Source organism: Micromonospora sp. WMMD1274 (assembly GCF_049179035.1).
In the GTDB taxonomy this organism is placed as follows: Bacteria; Actinomycetota; Actinomycetes; order Mycobacteriales; family Micromonosporaceae; genus Micromonospora; species Micromonospora tulbaghiae.
On record NZ_JBMHMG010000001.1, the window covers coordinates 5,733,927 to 5,755,169 of the forward strand.

Consider the following 21,243-nt stretch of genomic DNA (forward strand, 5'->3'; position numbering starts at 1 on the left):
CGGACGAACCCCTGGGTAGGAGAGCTACCCGGGGGTACGTCCGTTGCTGACCGAGAACATGCCGGCCTGGGCCGCCGAGACGGCCCGCAAACGGCTGACCGCCGCCGCCGAGGACCTGGACGACAACCGGGTCGCCGGGCTGGTGCTCGACCTGGCCGCCGAGGCCGGGGTGGTGCCCGCCTGGGAACAGGTCTGCCTGCCGCTGCTGGGCACGCTGCGCGGCGACAGCGCCGCCGAGATCGCCGTCGAGCACGCCCTCTCCGAGGGGGTACGCGTCGGCCTGGACGTGTTCGGCCGTGAGCCGTCCCGGCCGCTTCCCGCCCAGGGCGTGCTGCTCGCCGGCGCCGAGCACGAGACGCACTGCCTCGGGCTGCACGCCCTCGCCGCGGCGCTGCGCGAACGCGGCCGGGGCGCGCTGCACCTCGGCCCGGCGCTGCCCTGGTCCGCGCTGGCCAGCGCGGTGGTCCGGGTCCGCCCGCGGGTGGTGGTGGTCTGGTCGCAGTCGCCGCTGACGGGCCGCGCGTACCGCCTGGTCCGTCTGCGGCGGGACCTGCCCGGGGTACGCGTGCTCGCCGCCGGTCCGGGGTGGATCGAGCCGTTCCCGCCCTCGTCGGCCGTGCCGCGTCGCCTCACCACCCTCGGTGAGGCGACGCTGGCCTGCCTGGCCGGAGGCGGCGCCTGACGCCAGGGCGCCGGACCGGCCCGCGCCTGGCGCCGGCTGCCTGTGGGCCCGCCTGACGCCCGCCGCCTGGCATCCGGTCAGCCGGCGCGAAGGCCGCGCAGCAGCGTGGCGACGGCGGCCTCCGGGTCGAAACCGTCATCGGGGGAGGCGAGCTGGTTGCTCAGCAGCCCGTCGACGAGCGCCAGCAGCATCCGGAAATGGGCGGGCGGATCGGCCGAGCCGAGCGTGGCGAGCAGCGGCTCGCCCCAGCCGGCCAGCCGTGCCCGGGCGGCCTCGATCGCCGGGCGCAGGTCGGGCCGCACGGCCGCCTCGACGAACAGCGCGTACCGGGCCAGGGTGACCACCCGCTGCTGGTCGGTGAACTCCCGGATCAGCCGGCCGACCACGGCGGCGAACGCGGCGACGTCGCCCGGCGGCAGGTCCGCGGCGAGCCGTTGCCAGGCCGCCGTCTCCACCTCGACCAGCCGGTCGAAGACGCCGGTGACCAGCGCCTCCCGGGTGCGGAACCGGTTGGACGCCGAGCCTTCGGGCAGGCCCGCCTCCGCGTCCACGGCCCGGTGGGTGAGCTGCCGCGGCCCTCCGGTGCCGAGCACCCGGATGGCGGCGTCGAGCAGGAGCTGCCGGCGATCGGTCACCCGGTCAGACTACAGCCGTAGTGCGGCCGACTACATCTGTAGTACGGTGACCGCATGGGCGGACGCGCGGTCGTGGTCGGGGGCGGCATCGGCGGGCTCGCGGCGGGCATCGGCCTGCGTGCGGCGGGCTGGGAGGTGACGGTCCTGGAGCGGTCGGCCGCGTTGCCGCACAGCGGCACCGGGCTCGGCATCTGGCCCGCCGCGATGCGCGCCCTGGACGCCCTCGGCGTCGGCGACGAGGTGCGCCGCCGGGGCAGCCGTCAGGCCGGCGGCTCGATCCGGCGTCCCGACGGCAGCCGGATCGCCACCGTCGACGTCGAGCGGCTGGAACGCCGGCACGGCGAGCCGGTGCACCTGGTCACGCGGCCGGTGCTGCTCGCCGTCCTGGCCGGCGCGCTGCCCGGCCCGGCGCTGCGCCTCGGCGCCCCGGTGGTCGACCCGGCGTCACTGCTCGACGCGTACGACCTGGTGGTGGGCGCGGACGGGATCAACAGCGTGGTGCGGGCGCAGATGTACGGGCAGCGGTACCCGCTGCGCTACGCGGGCGCGGTGGCCTGGCGCGGCGTGGTCGACATGGACCTGGCCGAGGGTGGCGAGACCTGGGGGCGGGGGCGCAAGTTCGGGCTGACCCCGGCCGGGCCGGGCCACACCAACTGGTACGCCGCGGTGCGGCTGCCCGAGGGGCACCCGGCGCCGCCGGACGACCGGGCCGAACTGCGCCGCCTCTTCGGCGACTGGCATTCGCCGGTGCCGGAGGTGCTCGACGCGCTCACCCCGGAGGGGATCCTGCGGCACGAGATCCGCGACCTGACGCCGCTGCCGTCGTACGTGTCCGGCCGGACGGCGCTGCTCGGCGACGCCGCGCACGCGATGACCCCGGACCTCGGGCAGGGCGCCTGCCAAGCGCTGATCGACGCGGTCACGCTCGCCGACTGCGTACGCGACGCCGGGGACGTGCCGGCCGCGCTGCGCGCGTACGACGGGCGACGCCGGCGGCCCACGCAGCGGATCGCGGCCGGCGCGCGGTGGGCCGGGCGGCTGTCCGGCGTGCGGCGGCTGCTGCCGGTACGGGACGCGCTGCTGCGGCTGGCGCTGGCGGCCGGCCCGCCCGCGTGACCTGAGACACATCCGATACGAACCCGTTCCGTATCGAAACCGGCTCACCTACGCTCGGCAACGTTACGAGTCTGACCCGTATCGTATTTCGAACGCGGGTGAACCGGGGGGAGAACGGCAGTGGAACTGCACGAGAACACCGGACACCCGAGGAGGTGGGCGATCCTTGGGGTGCTGGTGATCAGCCTCCTCGTGGTCGTCCTCGACAACACCATCCTCAACGTCGCGCTGCGCACCCTGGCCGACCCGGTGCACGGCCTCGGCGCCACCCAGGGTGAGCTGGAGTGGGCGATCAACTCCTACACGCTCGTCTTCGCCGGACTGCTGTTCACCTTCGGCGTGCTCGGTGACCGGCTCGGCCGCCGCCGCTTCCTGATCCTCGGGCTGGCGCTGTTCGGCCTGTCCTCGCTGCTGTCCGCGTACGCGCAGGACCCGGGCCAGCTCATCGCGGCCCGCGCGCTGATGGGCGTCGGCGGCGCGGCCATCATGCCGGTGACACTCTCGATCATCTCCAACGTCTTCGACCCGCGCGAGCGCGCCAAGGCGATCGGCGTCTGGGCCGGCGCGGTCGGCCTCGCGGTGGCGATCGGCCCGGTGCTCGGCGGCGCACTGCTGGAGCACTTCTGGTGGGGCTCGGTCTTCCTGATCAACGTGCCCGTGGTGGCGCTCGGCGTGGTGCTCGTCGCGGCCCTGGTCCCCGAGTCGCGCGACCCGAAGCCCGGCCGGGTCGACCTGCTCGGCGTGCTGCTCTCGGTGGTCGGCCTGGTCGCGCTCACCTACGGCATCATCGACGGCGGCGAGCACGGCTTCGGCCGCCCGCAGGTGTGGGTCGCGGTGCTCGGCGGTCTCGCGGTGCTCGGCTGGTTCGTCGCCCACGAGCTGCGCAGCGACCACCCGTCGCTGGACGTACGGCTGTTCCGGGTGCCCCGCTTCGCCGCCCCGGTGGCCCTGGTCGGGCTGGTCTTCTTCGCCGCCATGGGCGTGATGTTCTTCGGCGCGTTCTACCTCCAGCTCGTGCGCGGCTACAGCCCGCTGGAGAGCGGCCTGCTGTTCCTGCCGTTCGCCGCGGCCCAGCTCATCTTCGCGCCGCGCAGCGCGGCGATGGTCCGCCGCTACGGCGGCCGGGCGGTCGCCGCCGTCGGGCTGCTGCTCACCACTGTGGCGCTCGCCGCGTTCGTCTTCATCGACGCGGACACCCCGATCTGGATCTTCTCGGCGCTCGGTTTCCTCCAGGGCGCCGGGATGGCCAACATCATGCCGCCGGCCACCGAGTCGATCATGTCCTCGCTGCCCCGGGAGAAGGCCGGCGTCGGTTCCGCAGTCAGCAACACCGTGCGCCAGGTGGCCGGCGCGCTCGGCGTGGCGGTGCTCGGCTCGGTGCTCTCCGCCGTCTACCGCGACCAGGTCGGCCCGGCGGTGGCGGCCCTGCCCGCCCCGGTGCGCGACGCGGCCCGCGAGTCGGTCTCCGGGGCGTACGCGGTCGCCGGCCGGCTCGGCCCCGACGCGCCGCGGCTGATCGACGCGGCGAACGACTCGTTCGTCTCGGCCATGCACTGGGCGGCGGGCGCCTCCGCGGTGGTGGCCGCGCTCGGCATCGTGATCGTGCTGCGCTGGATGCCGGGCCGGCCGGTCGCCGCCCCCGACGCGACGCCGGTCACCGACCGGGAGTTGGCCGGTACCGCGTAGGTTCGTGGACAATGTCTGACATGACTTCCACGGCGGATGCTCCGCGGTCGCCCGGGCGACCGCGGAGCACCCGCGCGGACGAGGCGATCGTCGACGCCACCCTCGACCTGCTGGCCGAGGGCAGCACCATAGAGTCGCTGTCCATCGAGGCGATCGCGGCCCGCGCCGGCGTCGGCAAGGCCACCATCTACCGCCGCTGGCCGGGCAAGGACGCGTTGCTGCTGGACGCGTTGCGCACGCTCAAGGGGCCCGCGCCCCGCACGGCCGGACGCTCCGTCCGCGACGACCTGGTGCTGCTCGTCGGCGCCGTGGGCCAGCACACCGACCCCCGGGTCCGCAAGATCATGCCCTGCCTGGTGCCCGAGGTGAACCGCAGCTCGGCCCACCGGCAGGCGTACGAGGCGATCGTCGAGCCCCGGCGCGCGGCGCTGCGCGAGGTGCTGCGCCGCGGGATCGAGCAGGGCGAGCTGCGCGCCGACCTCGACGTCGAGGTGACCATGTCGCTGCTCACCGCGCCGATGCTCACCCAGCGGATGCTGCGCTGGCACCCCGAGCGTGACGAGCGGATGCTGCCCGAGCGGATCGTGGACACGGTCCTGGACGGTCTGCGCGTGCGCTGATCCCGGGTCGCCGTGCCCGACCGCTCAGCGGCCGGGCGTGCGCAGGCGGTGCAGGCGCAGCGCGAGCTGCACCTCCAGCGCCCGCTCCGGGCGCTGCCAGTCCGCGCCGAGCAGGTGCCCGACCCGCTCCAGCCGCTGGGTGACCGTGTTCACGTGCACGTGCAGCTGCTCGGCGGCGCGAGCCAGGCTGCCGCCCACCCCGAAGTACGCCTCCAGCGTCTTCACCAGCGCGGTGCCCCGCCGGGCGTCGTAGTCCAGCACCGGCCCCACCGTGGTGGCGAGGAACCGGGCCACGTCCCGGTCCCCGGCGTCACCGACCGCGCCCAGCAGCAGCCCGACGAACCCCAGCTCGGCGGTGCTCGCCCCCTGCCCGGCCCGGCCCAGCGCGCCGAGCGCGGACAGGCAGCGCTCCGCCTCGGTGAACGTGACAGCCAGCGACGCCGGGCCGGTCGACGGCCCGCTCGCCCCGGCGGTCACCGGCCGGCCGGTCACCCGGGACAGGTCCCGCGCCACCGCGCGTGCCGCACCACCGGCGTCGTGGCCGGGCAGCATCAGCACCACCCGCCCGTCGCGCGCCGCGGCCAGGCCACCCCGGGTCGAGGCGTACGTGGTGGCCCAGGACAGCACCCGCTGCCGGGCCGAGCCGGTTTCGGCGAACGCGTCGTCACCGACCGCGACCAGCACGTGCGGGGCGTCCAGGTCCACCCCGATCCGGCGCGCCCGTGCCCGCAGCGCGTCGGCGTCGCGCAGCGGCCGGGCGATCAGGTCGTCCAGCAGCTCGCCGCGGACCCGTCCCTCCGCCTCGGCCACGGTCCGGCGGAACAGCAGCAGCAACGCGGTCACCAGCGCGGCGCGTTCCAGGATCCGCTGGTCGGCGTCGACCAGCTCGTCGTCCGGGCGCAGCACCAGCGCGCCCAGGTTCTCCGCACCGGCCACCACCGCCGCGTACCAGAGCGGGCCCCGGCGCACGCTGCGCCCTTCCGTACGCGACGCGGCCACCGCCTCCACGATGTCGGCCCGGTCCGGCTCCTCGATCTCACCGACCCGGGCCAGCCGCCGGCCCTCGGCGTCCAGCGCCAGCAGCGCGCCGCCGAGCACCTCGGTGACCGCCGCCGCCACGTCCTCCATCCCGCCGCCGCGCACCACCAGCGCGGTCATCCGGTCGTGCGCGGCGGCGGCACGCTCCACCGAGCTGCTGTGCGCCCGGATGGTGCTGTTCGCCGCCGACAGCTCCGCCAGCGCCGCACGGGTCTCGGCGAGCAGCCGCGCGGTGTCGATCGCCACCGCCGCGTGCGCCGCCAGCGACACCAGCAGCGACACCTCCTCGCGGGCGAACGGCCGGGCCGAGCGGTTCGCCGCGTACAGCACGCCGATCACGCTGGACCCCAGCCGCAGCGGCACGCCGAGGATGGCCACCAGGCCCTCCTCGCCCACCCCGCCGTCGATCTCCCCGGTGTGCCGGAACCGCTCGTCCTCCTGGTAGTTCGAGGTGACGTACGGGGTGCCGGTCTGCGCGACCAGCCCGCCCAGCCCGTCGCCCAGCTCCAGCCGCAGCCGCTGGAACCGGGCCGAGATCGAGCCGTCGGTGACCCGCATGTACGTGTCGCCGCGCTCGTCGTCGTTGAGCGTCATGTACGCCACGTCGGTGCCGAGCAGGATCCGCGCCCGGTGCACAATCGCGCGCAGCACGTCGTCCAGGTCGCGCAGGCCGGCCAGGTCGCTCGCGGTGTCGTACAGGCCGGACAGCTCGGTTTCCCGGCGGCGCCGGCGGGCCAGCAGCGCCCGTACCCGCAGCGCCACCACCTTCGCCTGCTCCAGCTCGGCCAGCCGTTCGGCGGGCAGGCCGGCGGCGCGCGCGGCCACCAGCGGGCCCTCGAACTCGACCGCGGCGGCCTCGCGCGCCAGCAGCTCCAGGAACTCGACCGGCGACGACATGACCGACATTGTGCGCGGGGCCACTAGTTCGCCGTCCAGCCCCCGTCGAGGGCGATCGAGGTGCCGGTGAGGAACGCGGCGGGCGGGGAGCACAGGTACGCCACCAGTTCGGCCACCTCCGCCGGCTCGATCAGCCGCTTGATCGCCGCCCGGGCCAGCATGATCTTCTCGACCACCTCGTCCTCGCCGATGCCGTGGGTGGCCGCCTGGTCGGCGATCTGGCTCTCCACCAGCGCGGTGCGCACGTACGCCGGGTTGATGCAGTTGGCGGTGACACCGTGCGCGGCGCCCTCCAGCGCGACCACCTTGGACAGGCCCTCCAGCGCGTGCTTGGCCGAGACGTACGCCGACTTGAACGGCGACGCGCGCAGCCCGTGCACCGAGGAGATGTTCACGATCCGGCCCCAGCCGTTCGCGTACATCCGGGGCAGCGCGCGGCGGATCAGCAGGAACGGCGCCTCCACCATCACCCGCTGGATGTACTCGAAGCGCTCGACCGGGAAGTCCTGCACCGGCGCGACGTGTTGCAGCCCGGCGTTGTTGACCACGATGTCGGCGTCGGCGTCGAGCGCGTCCACCGCCGCCGGGTCGGCCAGGTCGATCCCGACGGCCCGGCCGCCGGTCTCGGCGGCCACCGCCTGGGCCGCCGCCACGTCGCGGTCCAGCACCACCACCGTCGCGCCGGCCGCCGCCAGACGCAGGGCGCAGGCCCGCCCGATGCCGCCGCCACCACCTGTGACCAGCGCGGTGCGACCGGTCAGGTCGACGTGTACGACGTGGGGGACCGCCACGGGTTCTGCCGTCATGGCGCATGAACGTACGAGCCGGGTGCCCCCCGGCACATGGGGCGGCGACACATACTCCACCGCCCGCGTGTGTGGTGCGCCGCGTCACCGCCCGCGCCCGGCGTGTCCGCCCGCCCCGCTGTCGGCGCGCACCAGTAGGGTGTGTCGAACACACGTACTGCTGGCGGCTCGGGGAGGAGGCGGCGTGCGCGTGCTGGGCGTCGACCCGGGGCTGACCCGGTGCGGGGTCGGCGTGGTCGAGGGCGTGCCGGGCCGCCCCTGCACGCTCGTGGCCTACTACGTGGTCTACACCGACCCCGAGGACGACCTCGCGCTGCGCCTGCTGCACCTGGACCGCTCGCTCACCGACCTGGTCGCCGAGCACCGGCCGGACGCGGTCGCGGTGGAGCGCGTGTTCAGCCAGCACAACGTCCGCACCGTGATGGGCACCGCCCAGGCCAGCGGGGTCGCGGTGCTCGCCGGGGCCCGGGCCGGGCTGCCGGTGACGACGTACACGCCGAGCGAGGTGAAGGCGGCGGTGACCGGCTCCGGCCAGGCCGACAAGAAGCAGATGACCACCATGGTCACCCGGCTGCTGCGGCTGCCCGAGCCGCCGAAGCCGGCCGACGCCGCCGACGCCCTGGCGCTGGCCATCTGCCACGTGTGGCGCGGCGGCACGAGGTCCAAGCTGGCCGCCGCCGCGCAACAGGCCCGACGAGGAGGGACGCGATGATCGCGAGCGTACGCGGCACGGTGACCGCCACCGGCCCGGATCACGCGGTGGTGGAGGTGGGCGGCATCGGCCTGGCCGTGCAGTGCGCCCCCGGCACGCTCGCCGACCTGCGCGTGGGCCAGCCCGCCCGGCTCGCCACCAGCCTGGTGGTCCGGGAGGACTCGCTCACCCTCTACGGCTTCGCCGACGACGACGCCAAGCACCTGTTCGAGCTGCTCCAGACCGCCAGCGGGGTCGGTCCCCGGCTGGCCCAGGCGGTGCTCGCCGTGCACACGCCGGACGCGGTCCGCAAGGCCATCGCCAACGCCGACACCGCGGCGCTGACCCGGGTGCCGGGCATCGGCAAGAAGGGCGCCGAGCGGCTGGTGCTGGAGCTGCGCGACCGGGTCGGCCCGGTGCCGGTGGGCGCCGACGGCGCGGCCGGGGTGACCGCCGGCGCCTGGCCGGAGCAGGTCCGTCAGGCGCTCGTCGGGCTCGGCTGGACGGCGGGCCAGGCCGAGCAGGCGGTGGCCGCGGTGGCGGAGACCGTCGACGGCGAGACCCCGCCGGTGCCGGTGCTGCTCAAGCAGGCCATCCGCCTCCTGGGCCGGACCCGATGACCGGAGAGAACCTGGTCTCGGCGTACGTGGACGACGCCGAGCGGGACGCCGAGGCGAGCGTCCGCCCGAAGCGGCTCGACGAGTTCATCGCCCAGCACCGCGTCCGCGACCAGCTCGACCTGCTGTTGCAGGGCGCGATGCGGCGCGGCTCCCCGCCCGACCACATCCTGCTGTCCGGGCCGCCTGGCCTCGGCAAGACGACCCTGGCCAACATCGTCGCCGCCGAGCTGGGCACCGGGATCCGGGTGACCAGCGGCCCGGCCATCGAGCGCTCCGGCGACCTGGCCGCGATCCTGACCAGCCTCGCCGAGGGCGACGTGCTGTTCATCGACGAGATCCACCGGATCGCCAAGCCGGCCGAGGAGCTGCTCTACAGCGCCATGGAGGACTTCCGGGTCGACGTGGTGGTCGGCAAGGGGCCGGGTGCCACCGCCATCCCGCTCGACGTGGAGCCGTTCACGCTCGTCGGCGCCACCACCCGGTCCGGCCTGCTGACCGGCCCGATGCGCGACCGGTTCGGCTTCGTCGCGCACCTCGACTTCTACGCGCCGGCCGACCTGGAGACGCTGCTGCACCGGTCGGCCCGGATCCTCGGGGTGCCGATCACCGCGGACGGCGCGGCGGAGGTCGCCGGCCGGTCCCGGGGCACCCCGCGTATCGCGAACCGGCTGCTGCGCCGCGTCCGCGACTACGCCGAGGTCCGCGCCGACGGCGTGGTCACGCTGGAGACGGCGCGGGCCGCGCTGACCGTCTACGACGTGGACGCGCTGGGCCTGGACCGGCTCGACCGGGCGGTGCTGACCGCGCTGGTCGACTCGTTCCGGGGCGGCCCGGTGGGCCTGTCCACGCTCGCCGTGGCGGTGGGGGAGCAGCCGGACACGGTCGAGGAGGTCTGCGAGCCGTTCCTCGTCCGGGCCGGGCTGCTGGCCCGGACGCCGCGCGGGCGGGTGGCCACCGAGGCCGCCTGGCGCCATCTGGGCCGTACGCCCCCGAATGGTACATTTGGTACGGATGCCCCTCCGGGGCCCGATCTGTTCTCGGTGCAGACCGACCAGCCGTGATCCGTTCGTGATCTGTGCCGCATTCGGTCTTCTCAGGAGCAGGGACTAGACTTCGCCGCGGTTTGTACAGGACGTGAGAATCCGCTTCCGCTGCGGCGCCCTCCGGCGCCGGGGTGGAGGCCAACCGGAAGGTCTACACCGTGCTTTACGCAGCAGCGAGTGGCGGGGGAGCCGGCAGTCTGACGCCGATCCTCATGATCGCTCTGCTTTTCGTCGTCATGTACTTCATGATGATCCGTCCGCAGCAGAAGCGCCGCCGCGAGGCCGAGCAGATGCAGGCCGCTCTCGCCCCGGGCGACGAGGTGGTCACCATCGGCGGCCTGCACGGCACGGTCACCGCGGTCGAGGACGAGACGGTCCTGCTCGAGGTCGCCCCGGGCGTGCAGACCCGGTACGCCCGTCCCGCCGTCGCGCGGGTGATCAAGCGCTCCGAGGCGCCGGCGGCCGAGACGATCACCGAGGAAGCCGAGCCGGTCAAGGAGTGACCACCCGTCCCGGACGGGGCAGCGGATTCATCCGTACAAGTGGATAGTTGGGGTCGGCGCGCGGCGCCGGCATCCGGCCGGGCCGTGCGGCGCCCCCGCGCCGCGCTCCAGCTGGCGTGCCGTCCTCCGGTGCCGACCCGCCGGAGCAGTCGGGCGGACACCCCCGGCCCGACAGTTGTCGCCGCCGTGGAAGCGGCGCGACCGTACAGGGAGACAGGACAGCCGTGGCACCACCTCAGGGACAGATGCGGCCCGGACGGCAGCTCGCCGTGCTCGGGCTCATCTTCGTCGTCCTCTATCTATTGGTGTTCTTCTCGGGCGGCGCCAGCGGCGGCTGGAAGGACCGGTTGGAGCCGCGGCTCGGCCTGGACCTCGTCGGCGGCACCCGGCTGACGCTCGAGGCCACCAACACGGTGGACGGCAAGCCCCCGACCGCCGACAACCTCGAGGAGGCCCGGCAGATCATCGAGAGCCGGGTCAACGCGTACGGCGTGGCCGAGGCCGAGGTGGTCACCGAGGGCAACCGCAACATCGTCATCTCCCTGCCCGGCCAGAACCGCGACCTGACCGACGTCGGTGAGGCCGCCGAGCTGCGCTTCCGCAAGGTGCTCAAGGCCACCGACGGCAGCGGCGCCGCGCTCGCGCCCGCGCCGACGCCCAGCGCCACCCCGTCGGGTGCCGCCACCCCGTCGGGCAGCGCGTCGCCGAAGGCGAGCACGAGCCCCAAGGTGAGCGGGTCGCCGAGCGCCGGCGGGCAGGGCGGCATGGCCCCCACGCCGAGCGCCAGCGCCTCCGCGTCCCCGTCGGCCTCGCCGAGCGCCGCCGCGCCGAGCCCCAGCGCCAGCGCCGAGCCGGTGCCGCAGAGCATCGAGCAGCAGCGCAAGGCCGTCGAGCAGAAGGTCGGCGCGGCCGCCTGGGCCGCCGCCTCGGGCCTGCAGGCCCCGGCGGACCTGACCACCGACCCGTCGCTGGCGGACAAGCTCAAGCCGTTCGGCACGCTCTCCCCGCAGGAGATCGCCGTCCTGCCGGTGGAGATGCAGTTCAACGTCCCGAGCATCACCTGCGCCCAGCTCGACAAGCGGCCCGCCGCCTCGATCAAGGACGAGAAGCAGAAGGCGGTCGCCTGCGAGTCCGGCGCCAAGTACCTGCTGGACGTCGCGAAGGTGCTGGGCACCGACGTCAAGAACGCCTCCGCCCAGCTCGACCAGACCAGCTCCTGGGTGGTCAGCCTCAACTTCACCGGCGGCGGCCAGGAGAAGTGGACCGCGCTGACCCGCGAGGCGTTCACCAACGAGGGCCAGGCCTGCGACCAGACCGCGCTCGGCCAGGACGGCAAGTGCCGGGTCGCCGTGGTGCTGGACAACGAGATCGTCTCGTCCCCGGAGATCCAGGGCGTGCTGACCGGTGACTCGCAGATCACCGGCAGCTTCGACAACAAGGCCGCGAACGCGCTCGCCAGCCAGCTGCGCTACGGCGCGCTGCCGGTGACGTTCGAGCCGCAGGAGCAGCAGAACGTCACCGCGACGCTCGGCGACAGCCACCTCAAGGCGGGTCTGCTGGCGGCCGGCATCGGCATGCTGCTGGTCATCATCTACTCGTTCTTCTACTACCGGCTGCTCGGCTCGGTCATCTTCCTGAGCCTGGTGCTCTCCGCGCTGCTGGTGTTCGGCGCGCTCGTGGTGCTCGGCCGGTCGATCGGCTTCACGCTCACGCTCGCCGGCATCGCCGGCATGATCGTCTCGCTGGGCGTCGCGGCGGACTCGTTCGTCATCTACTTCGAACGACTGAAAGACGAGATCCGGGAGGGCCGCAGTCCACGCAGCGCGGTGCCGCGCGCCTGGATCCGGGCCCGCCGGACGATCATCTCGGCCAACGCCATCACGCTGATGTCGGCAGTGGTGCTCTACATCGTGTCCGTCGGCGCGGTGAAGGGCTTCGCCTTCGCGCTCGGCCTGGCGACCGTGCTCGACCTGGTCGTCGTGTTCCTCTTCCGCCACCCGATCATGACGATGTTCGCCCGTACCCGGGCGTTCCTGTCGCCGCGGGTCAGCGGTCTGGGCCGGGCGCTGCCGGCCCGGTCGGCCGAGCCGGGCAACGCCCGCAACCCGCGTGTGAAGGAGGCCTGAGATGGCTAAGAGCGGTCTGGCCGCCCGGCTCTACCGGGGTGAGGCGGATCTCAACATCGTCGGGCGGCGCAAGCTGTGGTTCGGCGTGGCCGGCGTGCTCGTGCTGATCGCCGTGCTGAGCTTCGCGATCAGCGGCTTCAAGCTGGGCATCGAGTTCGCAGGCGGCAACTCGTTCCAGGTGCCGGCCAGCGTCGGCACGCTGGACCAGGCCGAGCGGACCGTCGACGACGTGCTGGCCGACGAGGCGCCGGGCGTCGAGGTGGTCAGCGCGCAGAAGGTCGGCGGCACCAGCGGCGAGTTCTACGAGATGCGCACCGGCCAGCTCTCCGCCGAGCAGGCCAACGCGGCCAAGACCGCGATGGCGCAGGAGTTCGGCATCCCGGCCGACCAGATCAGCGGCAGCCAGGTCTCCGAGGCCTGGGGCAGCCAGGTCACCTCGCGCGCCTTCCTCGGCCTGGTGATCTTCATCGCGGTGGTGTCGATCTACCTGGTGCTGCGCTTCGAGTGGCGGATGGCGGCCGCCGCGATCGTCTCGCTGCTGACCAACCTGGCCCTGACCGCCGGCATCTACTCGATCGTCGGCTTCGAGGTCACCCCGTCGACGATCATCGGCTTCCTCACGATCCTGGGCTTCGCGCTCTACGACGTGGTGGTGGTCTTCGACAAGGTGCAGGAGAACACGCGCGGCATCACCGCGAACAACAACGTCACCTACGGCGAGGCGTCCAACCTGGCGCTCAACCAGAGCCTCATGCGGTCGCTGAACACCTCGGTGGTGGCGCTGCTGCCGGTCGGCGGCCTGCTCTTCATCGGCGCCGGCCTGCTCGGCGCGGGCACGCTGAAGGACCTCGGCCTGGTGCTGTTCGTCGGTATGGCGGTGGCGTTCCTGACCTCGATCCTGCTGGCCACGCCGCTGCTGGTGCTGCTGAAGAACATGGATCCGCGGATCAGCGCCCACAACAAGCGGGTGCTGTCCCGCCGGGCCGCGCTCGCCCGGGGCGAGATCACGCCGAAGGGCCCGCGTACCGCAGCGCCGGCCGCCGACGCGCCGATCGACCCGGACGCGGCCGCGCTGGCCGGCGCCGCACCCAAGGTGGGCGCCCGCCCCGCGGGCAAGCGCCCCAGCGGCGCCCGCGGCGGCCGTCCCGCCGGTGGCGGCGGCAACCGGCCCGGCGGCAAGCGCCGCTGACCGCAGGGCCGGACGGAATCGGTCCGACGGCGTCCGTCATGCTGATGTCACGGCATGACGGACGCCGTCGTCGTTTCGAGAGGACATGGGACGCACCGTGACGGAGACCCACACCGCAGGGGTACGCGGAGACAGCGGCCCGGAGGTCGCCCAGCTCGTCGCCAGCCGGCTGCTGGACGTGCCGGACTTCCCCAAGCCGGGTGTCGTGTTCAAGGACCTGATGCCGCTGTTCGCCGACGGTGAGGCGTTCCGGGCGGTGATCGACGGCATCATCGCGTACCACGGGCGGGACTCGTTCGACACGGTCGCCGGCATCGAGGCGCGCGGGTTCGTGCTGGCGGCGGCGGTCGCGTACGCCACCGGTGTCGGCGTGGTGCCGGTGCGCAAGGCCGGCAAGCTGCCCCGGGCCACCCACTCGGCCTCCTACGCGCTGGAGTACGGCGAGGCGACGCTGGAGGTGCATCAGGACGCGTTCACCGCCGGTCACCGGGTGCTGGTGCTCGACGACGTGCTCGCCACCGGCGGGACCGCCGAGGCCACGCTCGACCTGGTGGAACGGGCCGGCGGGACGGTGGCCGGGTTCACCGTGCTGCTGGAGCTGGGCTTCCTCGAGGGCCGCAAGCGGCTGGCGCAGCGCCCGGTCCATGCCCTGTTGACCGTTTGACCGGGCCGGACCGTCGGGCCGGTCGGCGCCGACCGTCCGGGGGAGCGGTGGCGTACCCTGCGTACGGGTAGCATTGCCCTTTGCCCGGCCCGGCCGAGATCTCCGGGGCGGCGAAGGCGCCGGGGCCCGGCCCCGGCGACCGCGTGGAACAACACCGGCCCCCGGGCCGGTTGAACCAGACGTCGGCCGGACGGCCGGCGCATCCCGGCGAGCGGTGAGGAGGCCGGTGTCCCACGATGTCGTCCCTCCGGTGGAGGGCACGGTGCACCCGACAGGCGACGCGGACGGCTCGGTGACCGAGCGCAGCGGCAACCCGCCGGCCCGGGCGACCGGCGCCACCGGCGGCGCGTCCGACGCGACGGCCGACGGCGGGGCGGTCGTGGTGCCGTTCCCGACCGAGGGTTCCACCGAGTCCACGCCCGGCAGCGGTTTCGCCCTCTCCAACGCGCCCACCGGCCGGCGGGTACGCGCCCGGCTGGCCCGGTTCAACGCGCCCTGGCAGACCTCGCAGGTCAGCGAGGTGCTGGAGCCGCTGATCGCGACGCACCGGGAGAACCACCCCAAGGCCGACGCGCGGCTGCTCCAGCGCGCCTTCGACACGGCCGCGCGGTGGCACTCGGGGCAGTACCGCAAGTCCGGCGACCCCTACATCACGCACCCGCTCGCGGTGGCGACCATCCTGGCGAACCTGGGCATGGACACCACCACGCTGGTCGCGGCGCTGCTGCACGACACCATCGAGGACACGGAATACACGCTCGACCAGATGCGCGCCGACTTCGGCGGTGAGGTCGCGCTGCTCGTCGACGGCGTCACCAAGCTCGACAAGGTCAAGCTCGGCGACGCGGCGAAGGCCGAGACCATCCGCAAGATGGTCGTCGCGATGGCGAAGGATCCCCGGGTCCTGGTGATCAAGCTGGCCGACCGGCTGCACAACATGCGGACCCTGACCTTCCTGCCCCGCCCGAAGCAGGAGCAGAAGGCCAAGGAGACGCTGGAGATCCTGGCCCCGCTGGCGCACCGCCTCGGTATGAACACGATCAAGTGGGAGCTGGAGGATCTGGCCTTCGGCACGCTGTTCCCGAAGCGGTTCGAGGAGATCAACCGGCTGATCGGGGAGCACCAGCCGCAGCGCGAGGCGCTGCTGCGCCAGGTGACCCAGAAGGTGTCCACCGACCTGAAGGCCGCCAAGATCAAGGCGGAGACGACCGGGCGGCCGAAGCACCTCTACTCGATCTACCAGAAGATGATCGTGCGGGGGCGCGACTTCAACGACATCTACGACCTGGTGGGCGTGCGGATCCTGGTCGACACGGTTCGTGACTGCTACGCGGCGCTGGGGGTCATCCACGCCAACTGGCAGCCGGTGCCGGGCCGGTTCAAGGACTACATCGCCATGCCCAAGTTCAACATGTACCAGTCGTTGCACACGACTGTCATCGGGCCCACCGGCAAGCCGGTGGAGATGCAGATCCGCACGTACGCGATGCACCGCACCGCCGAGTTCGGCATCGCCGCGCACTGGAAGTACAAGGAGCACAAGGGCACCCCGGTGGTGGGCCCGCCGGCGCACATCGACGAGATGACCTGGCTGCGGCAGCTGCTGGACTGGCAGCGCGAGGCGGCCGACCCGAGCGAGTTCCTGGACGCGCTGCGGTTCGACCTGTCCAGCCAGGAGGTGTACGTCTTCACGCCCAAGGGCGACGTCATCCCGCTGCCGACCGGGTCGACGCCTGTCGACTTCGCGTACGCGGTGCACACCGAGGTCGGGCACAAGTGCATCGGCGCGCGGGTCAACGGCAAGCTGGTGCCGCTGGAGTCGACGCTGTCCAACGGCGACGTGATCGAGATCTTCACGTCGAAGTCCGACACGGCCGGTCCCACGCAGGACTGGCTGGGCTTCGTCAAGAGCCCGCGGGCGCGTACGAAGATCCGCCAGTACTTCAACAAGGAGCGGCGCGAGGAGGCGATCGAGGCCGGCAAGGACGCGATCGTCAAGGCGATGCGTAAGCAGGGCATGCCGTTGCAGCGGATGCTCACCTCGGACGCGCTGATGGCGATCGCCCGGGACCTGCACCTGGCCGACGTGGCCTCGCTGTACGCGGCGGTCGGCGACAGCCAGGTCTCCGCGCAGTCGGTCGTGCAGAAGCTGATGGCGTCCTACGGCGGCGAGGAGGGCGCGGCGGAGGACATCGCCGAGACCGCCGTCGCCACCCGGCCGCCGCGCAGCCGGCAGAGCAGCGCCGACCCGGGCGTGGTGGTCCGCGGCGTCAGCGACGTCTGGATCAAGCTGGCCCGCTGCTGCACGCCCGTACCGCCGGACTCGGTGTTCGGGTTCGTCACCCGCTCCGGCGGGGTCAGCGTGCACCGGGACGACTGCGCCAACGCCGAGGACCTGCGCGCCCAGCCCGAGCGGGTGGTCGAGGTGAGCTGGAAGCTCACGTCCGCCTCCACGTTCCTGGTCGCCATCCAGGTCGAGGCGCTGGACCGGCACAAGCTGCTCGCCGACGTGACGCGGGTGCTGTCCGAGGAGCGGGTCAACATCCTCTCCGCGACCGTCACCACCACCCGTGACCGGGTGGCGGTGAGCCGGTTCAGCTTCGAGATGGCCGACCCGAAGCACCTCGGCCACCTGCTGGCCGCCGTGCGGAAGGTCGACGGCGTGTTCGACGCGTACCGGGTCACCTCGGGGGCCTGAGCCACCCACGCACACGAAAGCGCCCGCCGGCTGCGATCAGCCGGCGGGCGCTTCGTCGTTGTGCGGGTGCGGTCAGCCGCCCTCGACCGGGCTCATCGTCACCTTGGTCATGGTGATCTCCTTCTTCGGGTGACCACCGCCGGCCTGCTTGGCGAACGCGCCGTCGTCACCGGCCGTGGCGACCTGCTTCACCACGTCCATGCCACCGGTGATGGTGCCCAGCACCGTGTAGTTCGGGTCGAGCGGCGAGTCGCCGTACACGATGAAGAACTGGCTGCCGGTGCTGCCCGGCTGGCCGGAGTTGGCCATCGCGATGACACCCTCCGGGTACGGCGGGCGCTTGTCGGTGGGGAGGTTCTCCTCGGCCAGGTTGTACGACGGGCCGCCGGTGCCGTCGGTGTCCCGCCAGCCCTTGCCGGTGGCGCTCGGGTCGCCGCACTGGAGCACCTTGATGCCCTCGGTGACCAGCCGGTGGCACTTGGTGTTGTCGAAGAAGCCCTTGCTGGCCAGGTGCGTGAAGCTGCCGGCGGTGCAGGGCACCTTGGCGCGGTCGATCTTGGCGGTGATCGGGCCCAGGTTGGTGTCGATCGTCATCGTCTGGGTGCCCTTGCCGGCCTGCTGGGCCGGCGGCAGGCCGACGTCCTTGATCTGCGGCGGCCGGCCCTCCTTGGGCACCTCCGTGTACGCGCACTGCACGGCGTCGGCCCCGGCGGCGGTGCCGCCCTGCTTCTCGTCGTCGTCGCCGAGCGCGGCGACGAGCCAGACCGTGCCGGCCACGACGAGCACCAGCACCGCCGCGGCCCCGACGATCGCCTGGGTCTGCCGGCGCTTGCGGGCCCGGCCGGCCCGTTCCGCCATCTCCCGCTCGAGCTTGGCCCGCGCCGCCGCGCGCTGGCGGTCTCTGGTGGACGTCACGGTCACTCCTCACCTGCTGCGTATGGGGTCGGCGCGCGCGCCGCCGGGTCACGTGTGGGTCACCGGCGGCGGGCCGCCGGATCGGGTTGTCGGGTCAGCCCGCGCTGGCGCTGGGCGAGGGCGCGGGGCTTTCGGCCGGCGCCGCGCCGGGCTCGCCGACTGTGACGCTCTGGACCAGCACCTGCGTCTTCGGCTTGACCTTGGCGCCGTTGCCATTGTCCACCGTCGGCATGGCGCCGATCTTCTCCACCACGTCGAGCCCGCCGGTGACCTTGCCGACCACCGAGTAGGCCGGCTTGGCCGGGCTGGCGTCCTTGAAGAAGATCAGGAACTGGCTGCTGTTGCTGCCGGGCGGGTTGCCGATCATGGCGACCGTGCCCTTCGGGTACGTCGGGGCCTGCCCGGGCGCCGGCGAGGCCGACGGGCTGGGCTCCGCCGCGGCCGGGACGTTCTCGTCGTAGAACGAGTAGGTCGGGCCGCCGAGCCCGGTGCCGGTCGGGTCACCGCAGCGCAGCGCACCCTCGGCGGTGATCTCGTGGCAGGTGGTGTTGTCGAAGAACGACCGGCCGGCCAGGTAGCTCAGGCTCGCCGCGCCGCACGGCGCGTCGGTCTGGTCCAGCTCGACGGTGATCGGCCCACCCTGGTTGGTGGTGATCGTCATCGGGCGGGTGCCCGAGGTCGGCAGGCCCGTGGTGGGCGGCTGGCCGACGTCCTTGAGGTTGGTGTTGACGGCACCGTCCTCCGCGGTCCAGAGGCAGACGTCCTCGGCGGCCTTCTTCTCCGGCTCGGAGTCGAACGCGCCGAGTGCCCAGGCCGAGCCGGCCACGATCAGCACGAGCACCACCGCGGCACCCACACCGGCCCGGATCTGCCGGCGGCGCTTCGCGACCGCCGCCCGCCGGGCGAGCTGCCGGTCGAGCTTGGCGCGCGCCAGTTTGCGCTGCCGGTCCCTGCTGGAAGCCACGTGCGCTCCCCTTCCTCTGCCTGATCGCCGCCGGCGCCGGGCGCCGTCCGCCGTTCCGATCGGGGTGCGCCACGCCACACGCCCGCCAGAGTGTACGGGTAGCGACTGTGAAAGTGGTGTACGAGGTCCGGTCATCTCAGCCCGGCCGGGGCGGACGGGGCCGGTGGCGGACGGAATCCGTTCGCCGCTGCGACTAGGCTGCAGGCAGACGACGACCGGACGGAAAGGGGAGCGACGTGCTCGTGGCCGGCTTTCCCGCGGACGCCTTCGGCACCAACTGCTATGTGGTGGCGACCGGGCCGGGGGAGCAGTGCGTGGTGGTCGACCCCGGCATCGGGGTGCTCGACCGGCTCGACGCCGTGCTCGCCGAGCACCGCCTGCACCCGGCCGCCGTGCTGCTCACCCACGGCCACCTGGACCACACCTTCTCCGTCGCCCCGGTCTGCGGCGCGCGGGGCATCCCCGCCTACGTCCACCCGGACGACCGGGAGCTGCTGGCCGACCCGAGCAAGGCGCTGTCGATGGACCTGACCCAGCTGTTCGGCGGCCGGCTGCCGTACGCCGAGCCGGACGACGTGGCCGAGCTGACCGACGACGCGACGCTGTCGCTGGCCGGGTTGGAGATCACCGTCGACCACGCCCCCGGCCATACCGGCGGGTCGGTGCTTTTCCGGTTGCCCGGCGCCGGCTCGCCCTGGGAGGCGGAGCAGATCTGCCTCTCCGGTGACGTGCTGTTCGCCGGCTCGATCGGCCGCACCGACCTGCCGGGCGGCAGCATGCCCCGGATGCTGTCCAGCCTGCGGGAGAAGGTGCTCCCGCTGGCCGACGACACGGTCGTCCTGCCCGGCCACGGCCCCGCGACCACGATCGGCCGCGAGCGCGCGACCAACCCGTACCTCGTCGAGGTGGCGGGCACCGGCGGCGCGCGCCCGGCCGCGCCCACCCGAGGCCTCTAGACCCTCACCCGCGCCCGCGCGGGTTCTCAAGGAGTTCGTGATGAGCAAGCCCACGCCCATTTCCGGCTTCCCCGAGTGGACGCCGGCGCAGCGGATGATCGAGCAGTTCGTGCTCGACCGGATCCGCGCCACGTTCGAGCTGTACGGCTTCGCCCCGCTGGAGACCCGTTCGGTCGAGCCGTTGGACCAGCTCCTGCGCAAGGGGGAGACCTCCAAGGAGGTCTACCTGCTGCGCCGGTTGCAGGCCGACACCGACGGTCCGGCCGGTGACGACGCGCTCGGCCTGCACTTCGACCTGACCGTGCCGTTCGCCCGCTACGTGCTGGAGAACGCCGGCAAGCTCCAGTTCCCGTTCCGCCGCTACCAGATCCAGAAGGTGTGGCGGGGTGAGCGCCCGCAGGAGGGCCGCTATCGGGAGTTCCTCCAGGCCGACATCGACATCGTCGACCGGGACACCCTGCCGGCCCACTACGAGGCCGAGATGCCGCTGGTCATCGGTGACGCGCTGCGGTCGCTGCCGATCCCGCCGGTGCGTATCCAGGTCAACAACCGCAAGATCTGCGAGGGGTTCTACCGGGGCGTCGGGCTGACCGACACGGAGGCGGCGCTGCGCGCCGTCGACAAGCTCGACAAGATCGGCCCGGCCGGGGTGACGGAACTGCTGGCGAGCACCGCCGGGGCGAGCGAGGCGCAGGCCAAGGCCGTGCTGTCGCTGGCCGAGATCTCCGCGCCGGACGCCTCCTTCGCCGACGCGGTGCGCGGCCTCGGGGTGAGCGACCCGCTGCTGGACGAGGGCGTCGCGGAGCTGACCGCCGTGGTGGAGACCGCCGCCGCGCACGCGCCCGGCCTCTGCGTGGCCGACCTGCGCATCGCGCGGGGCCTGGACTACTACACGGGTACGGTCTACGAGACGCAGATGATCGGCTACGAGCGGTTCGGCTCGATCTGCTCCGGCGGCCGGTACGACAACCTGGCCAGCTCCGGCAACGTCCGGTTCCCCGGCGTGGGCATCTCGATCGGCGTGACCCGGCTGCTCGGCCTGTTGTTCGGCGCGGAGGCGCTGTCGGTGTCCCGTTCGGTGCCGACCTGCGTGCTGGTGGCCGTGACCGTCGAGGAGGACCGGGCGGCCAGCGACGCGGTCGCGGCGGCGCTGCGGTCGCGGGGTGTGCCCACCGAGGTGTCCCCGTCGGCGGCCAAGTTCGGCAAGCAGATCCGGTACGCCGAGCGGCGCGGCATCCCGTACGTCTGGTTCCCCGGCGCGGACGGCGACGAGGTCAAGGACATCCGTTCCGGCGAGCAGGTGCCGGCCGCTGCGGGGGAGTGGACGCCACCCCGGGCGGACCTGAAGCCGCTGGTCGGCCCGGCGGGCACTGGCGTCTGAAGACGTTTCGACC

The 21,243-nt window shown here is 73.3% G+C and carries 19 protein-coding genes; 14 read left to right on the forward strand and 5 right to left on the reverse strand.

Annotated features, from left to right (window positions below; all coding sequences use genetic code 11):
* Positions 1 to 43: 43 nt before the first annotated feature.
* Positions 44 to 682: a transcriptional regulator gene (locus ACN27D_RS27175; protein WP_233585454.1), complete on the forward strand. Its 639-nt coding sequence runs from the start codon at positions 44 to 46 to the stop codon at positions 680 to 682.
* Between the two features lie 77 nt (positions 683 to 759).
* Here the strand turns inward: ACN27D_RS27175 and ACN27D_RS27180 are convergent, their stop codons facing one another.
* Positions 760 to 1,317, reverse strand: a complete 558-nt coding sequence (locus tag ACN27D_RS27180; RefSeq protein ID WP_120570547.1) for a TetR/AcrR family transcriptional regulator — start codon at positions 1,315 to 1,317, stop codon at positions 760 to 762.
* A 54-nt stretch (positions 1,318 to 1,371) separates the two neighbouring features.
* Here ACN27D_RS27180 and ACN27D_RS27185 point away from each other — a divergent pair, with 54 nt between their 5' ends.
* The 3 genes from ACN27D_RS27185 to ACN27D_RS27195 all read left to right on the forward strand — a co-directional run bounded on the left by ACN27D_RS27185 (position 1,372) and on the right by ACN27D_RS27195 (position 4,739).
* Complete coding sequence (locus ACN27D_RS27185; protein WP_357898827.1) at positions 1,372 to 2,433, forward strand: FAD-dependent monooxygenase; 1,062 nt, start codon at positions 1,372 to 1,374, stop codon at positions 2,431 to 2,433.
* Between the two features lie 120 nt (positions 2,434 to 2,553).
* Positions 2,554 to 4,119: an MFS transporter gene (locus ACN27D_RS27190; RefSeq protein WP_421500331.1), complete on the forward strand. Its 1,566-nt coding sequence runs from the start codon at positions 2,554 to 2,556 to the stop codon at positions 4,117 to 4,119.
* Between the two features lie 11 nt (positions 4,120 to 4,130).
* Positions 4,131 to 4,739 carry a TetR/AcrR family transcriptional regulator gene (locus ACN27D_RS27195; RefSeq protein WP_120570544.1) on the forward strand — a complete coding sequence of 203 codons (609 nt, stop codon included), beginning with the start codon at positions 4,131 to 4,133 and terminating at the stop codon, positions 4,737 to 4,739.
* Between the two features lie 24 nt (positions 4,740 to 4,763).
* On the opposite strand, the gene ACN27D_RS27200 is transcribed toward ACN27D_RS27195, so the two are convergent.
* Together ACN27D_RS27200 and ACN27D_RS27205 are read right to left on the reverse strand one after the other, a co-directional pair.
* Entirely contained in the window at positions 4,764 to 6,683 is a 1,920-nt protein-coding gene (locus ACN27D_RS27200; protein ID WP_120570543.1) for a helix-turn-helix domain-containing protein, read from the reverse strand.
* Between the two features lie 14 nt (positions 6,684 to 6,697).
* Positions 6,698 to 7,480, reverse strand: a complete 783-nt coding sequence (locus ACN27D_RS27205) for a 3-hydroxybutyrate dehydrogenase (protein WP_358172842.1) — start codon at positions 7,478 to 7,480, stop codon at positions 6,698 to 6,700.
* Between the two features lie 184 nt (positions 7,481 to 7,664).
* On the opposite strand from ACN27D_RS27205, the gene ruvC reads away from it, so the two are divergent.
* The 8 genes from ruvC (at position 7,665) to ACN27D_RS27245 (ending at position 17,014) form a co-directional block, all read left to right on the forward strand.
* Positions 7,665 to 8,192, forward strand: coding sequence for a crossover junction endodeoxyribonuclease RuvC (gene ruvC / locus ACN27D_RS27210; protein ID WP_121683419.1), 528 nt, complete (start codon positions 7,665 to 7,667; stop codon positions 8,190 to 8,192).
* The gene (ruvA, locus tag ACN27D_RS27215) at positions 8,189 to 8,791 is read left to right on the forward strand and encodes a Holliday junction branch migration protein RuvA (RefSeq protein ID WP_121683418.1); all 603 of its coding nucleotides are present in this window, start codon (positions 8,189 to 8,191) and stop codon (positions 8,789 to 8,791) included. Before ruvC ends, ruvA begins: the two co-directional genes overlap by 4 nt.
* Positions 8,788 to 9,852, forward strand: coding sequence for a Holliday junction branch migration DNA helicase RuvB (ruvB, locus tag ACN27D_RS27220; RefSeq protein WP_121683417.1), 1,065 nt, complete (start codon positions 8,788 to 8,790; stop codon positions 9,850 to 9,852). Before ruvA ends, ruvB begins: the two co-directional genes overlap by 4 nt.
* A 140-nt stretch (positions 9,853 to 9,992) precedes the next feature.
* Positions 9,993 to 10,337: a preprotein translocase subunit YajC gene (yajC, locus tag ACN27D_RS27225; RefSeq protein WP_199733067.1), complete on the forward strand. Its 345-nt coding sequence runs from the start codon at positions 9,993 to 9,995 to the stop codon at positions 10,335 to 10,337.
* Positions 10,338 to 10,561: 224 nt separating this feature from the next.
* Entirely contained in the window at positions 10,562 to 12,463 is a 1,902-nt protein-coding gene (secD, locus tag ACN27D_RS27230) for a protein translocase subunit SecD (RefSeq protein WP_357898820.1), read from the forward strand.
* Position 12,464: 1 nt separating this feature from the next.
* Positions 12,465 to 13,652: a protein translocase subunit SecF gene (gene secF, locus ACN27D_RS27235; RefSeq protein ID WP_350815992.1), complete on the forward strand. Its 1,188-nt coding sequence runs from the start codon at positions 12,465 to 12,467 to the stop codon at positions 13,650 to 13,652.
* Positions 13,653 to 13,749: 97 nt separating this feature from the next.
* The gene (locus tag ACN27D_RS27240; protein WP_120573853.1) at positions 13,750 to 14,316 is read left to right on the forward strand and encodes an adenine phosphoribosyltransferase; all 567 of its coding nucleotides are present in this window, start codon (positions 13,750 to 13,752) and stop codon (positions 14,314 to 14,316) included.
* Between the two features lie 226 nt (positions 14,317 to 14,542).
* Positions 14,543 to 17,014, forward strand: a complete 2,472-nt coding sequence (locus ACN27D_RS27245; RefSeq protein ID WP_013285470.1) for a RelA/SpoT family protein — start codon at positions 14,543 to 14,545, stop codon at positions 17,012 to 17,014.
* A gap of 72 nt (positions 17,015 to 17,086) precedes the next feature.
* On the opposite strand, the gene ACN27D_RS27250 is transcribed toward ACN27D_RS27245, so the two are convergent.
* Together ACN27D_RS27250 and ACN27D_RS27255 are read right to left on the reverse strand one after the other, a co-directional pair.
* A complete protein-coding gene (locus tag ACN27D_RS27250; protein WP_120573852.1) occupies positions 17,087 to 17,929 on the reverse strand; it encodes a peptidylprolyl isomerase in 843 nt (280 codons plus the stop codon).
* A 94-nt stretch (positions 17,930 to 18,023) separates the two neighbouring features.
* A complete protein-coding gene (locus ACN27D_RS27255) occupies positions 18,024 to 18,893 on the reverse strand; it encodes a peptidylprolyl isomerase (protein ID WP_120570534.1) in 870 nt (289 codons plus the stop codon).
* A 236-nt stretch (positions 18,894 to 19,129) separates the two neighbouring features.
* Between ACN27D_RS27255 and ACN27D_RS27260 the strand changes: the two genes are divergently transcribed.
* Entirely contained in the window at positions 19,130 to 19,849 is a 720-nt protein-coding gene (locus ACN27D_RS27260) for an MBL fold metallo-hydrolase (RefSeq protein ID WP_421500332.1), read from the forward strand.
* A 40-nt stretch (positions 19,850 to 19,889) separates the two neighbouring features.
* Positions 19,890 to 21,230 carry a histidine--tRNA ligase gene (hisS, locus tag ACN27D_RS27265; protein WP_421500333.1) on the forward strand — a complete coding sequence of 447 codons (1,341 nt, stop codon included), beginning with the start codon at positions 19,890 to 19,892 and terminating at the stop codon, positions 21,228 to 21,230.
* Positions 21,231 to 21,243 lie beyond the last annotated feature (13 nt).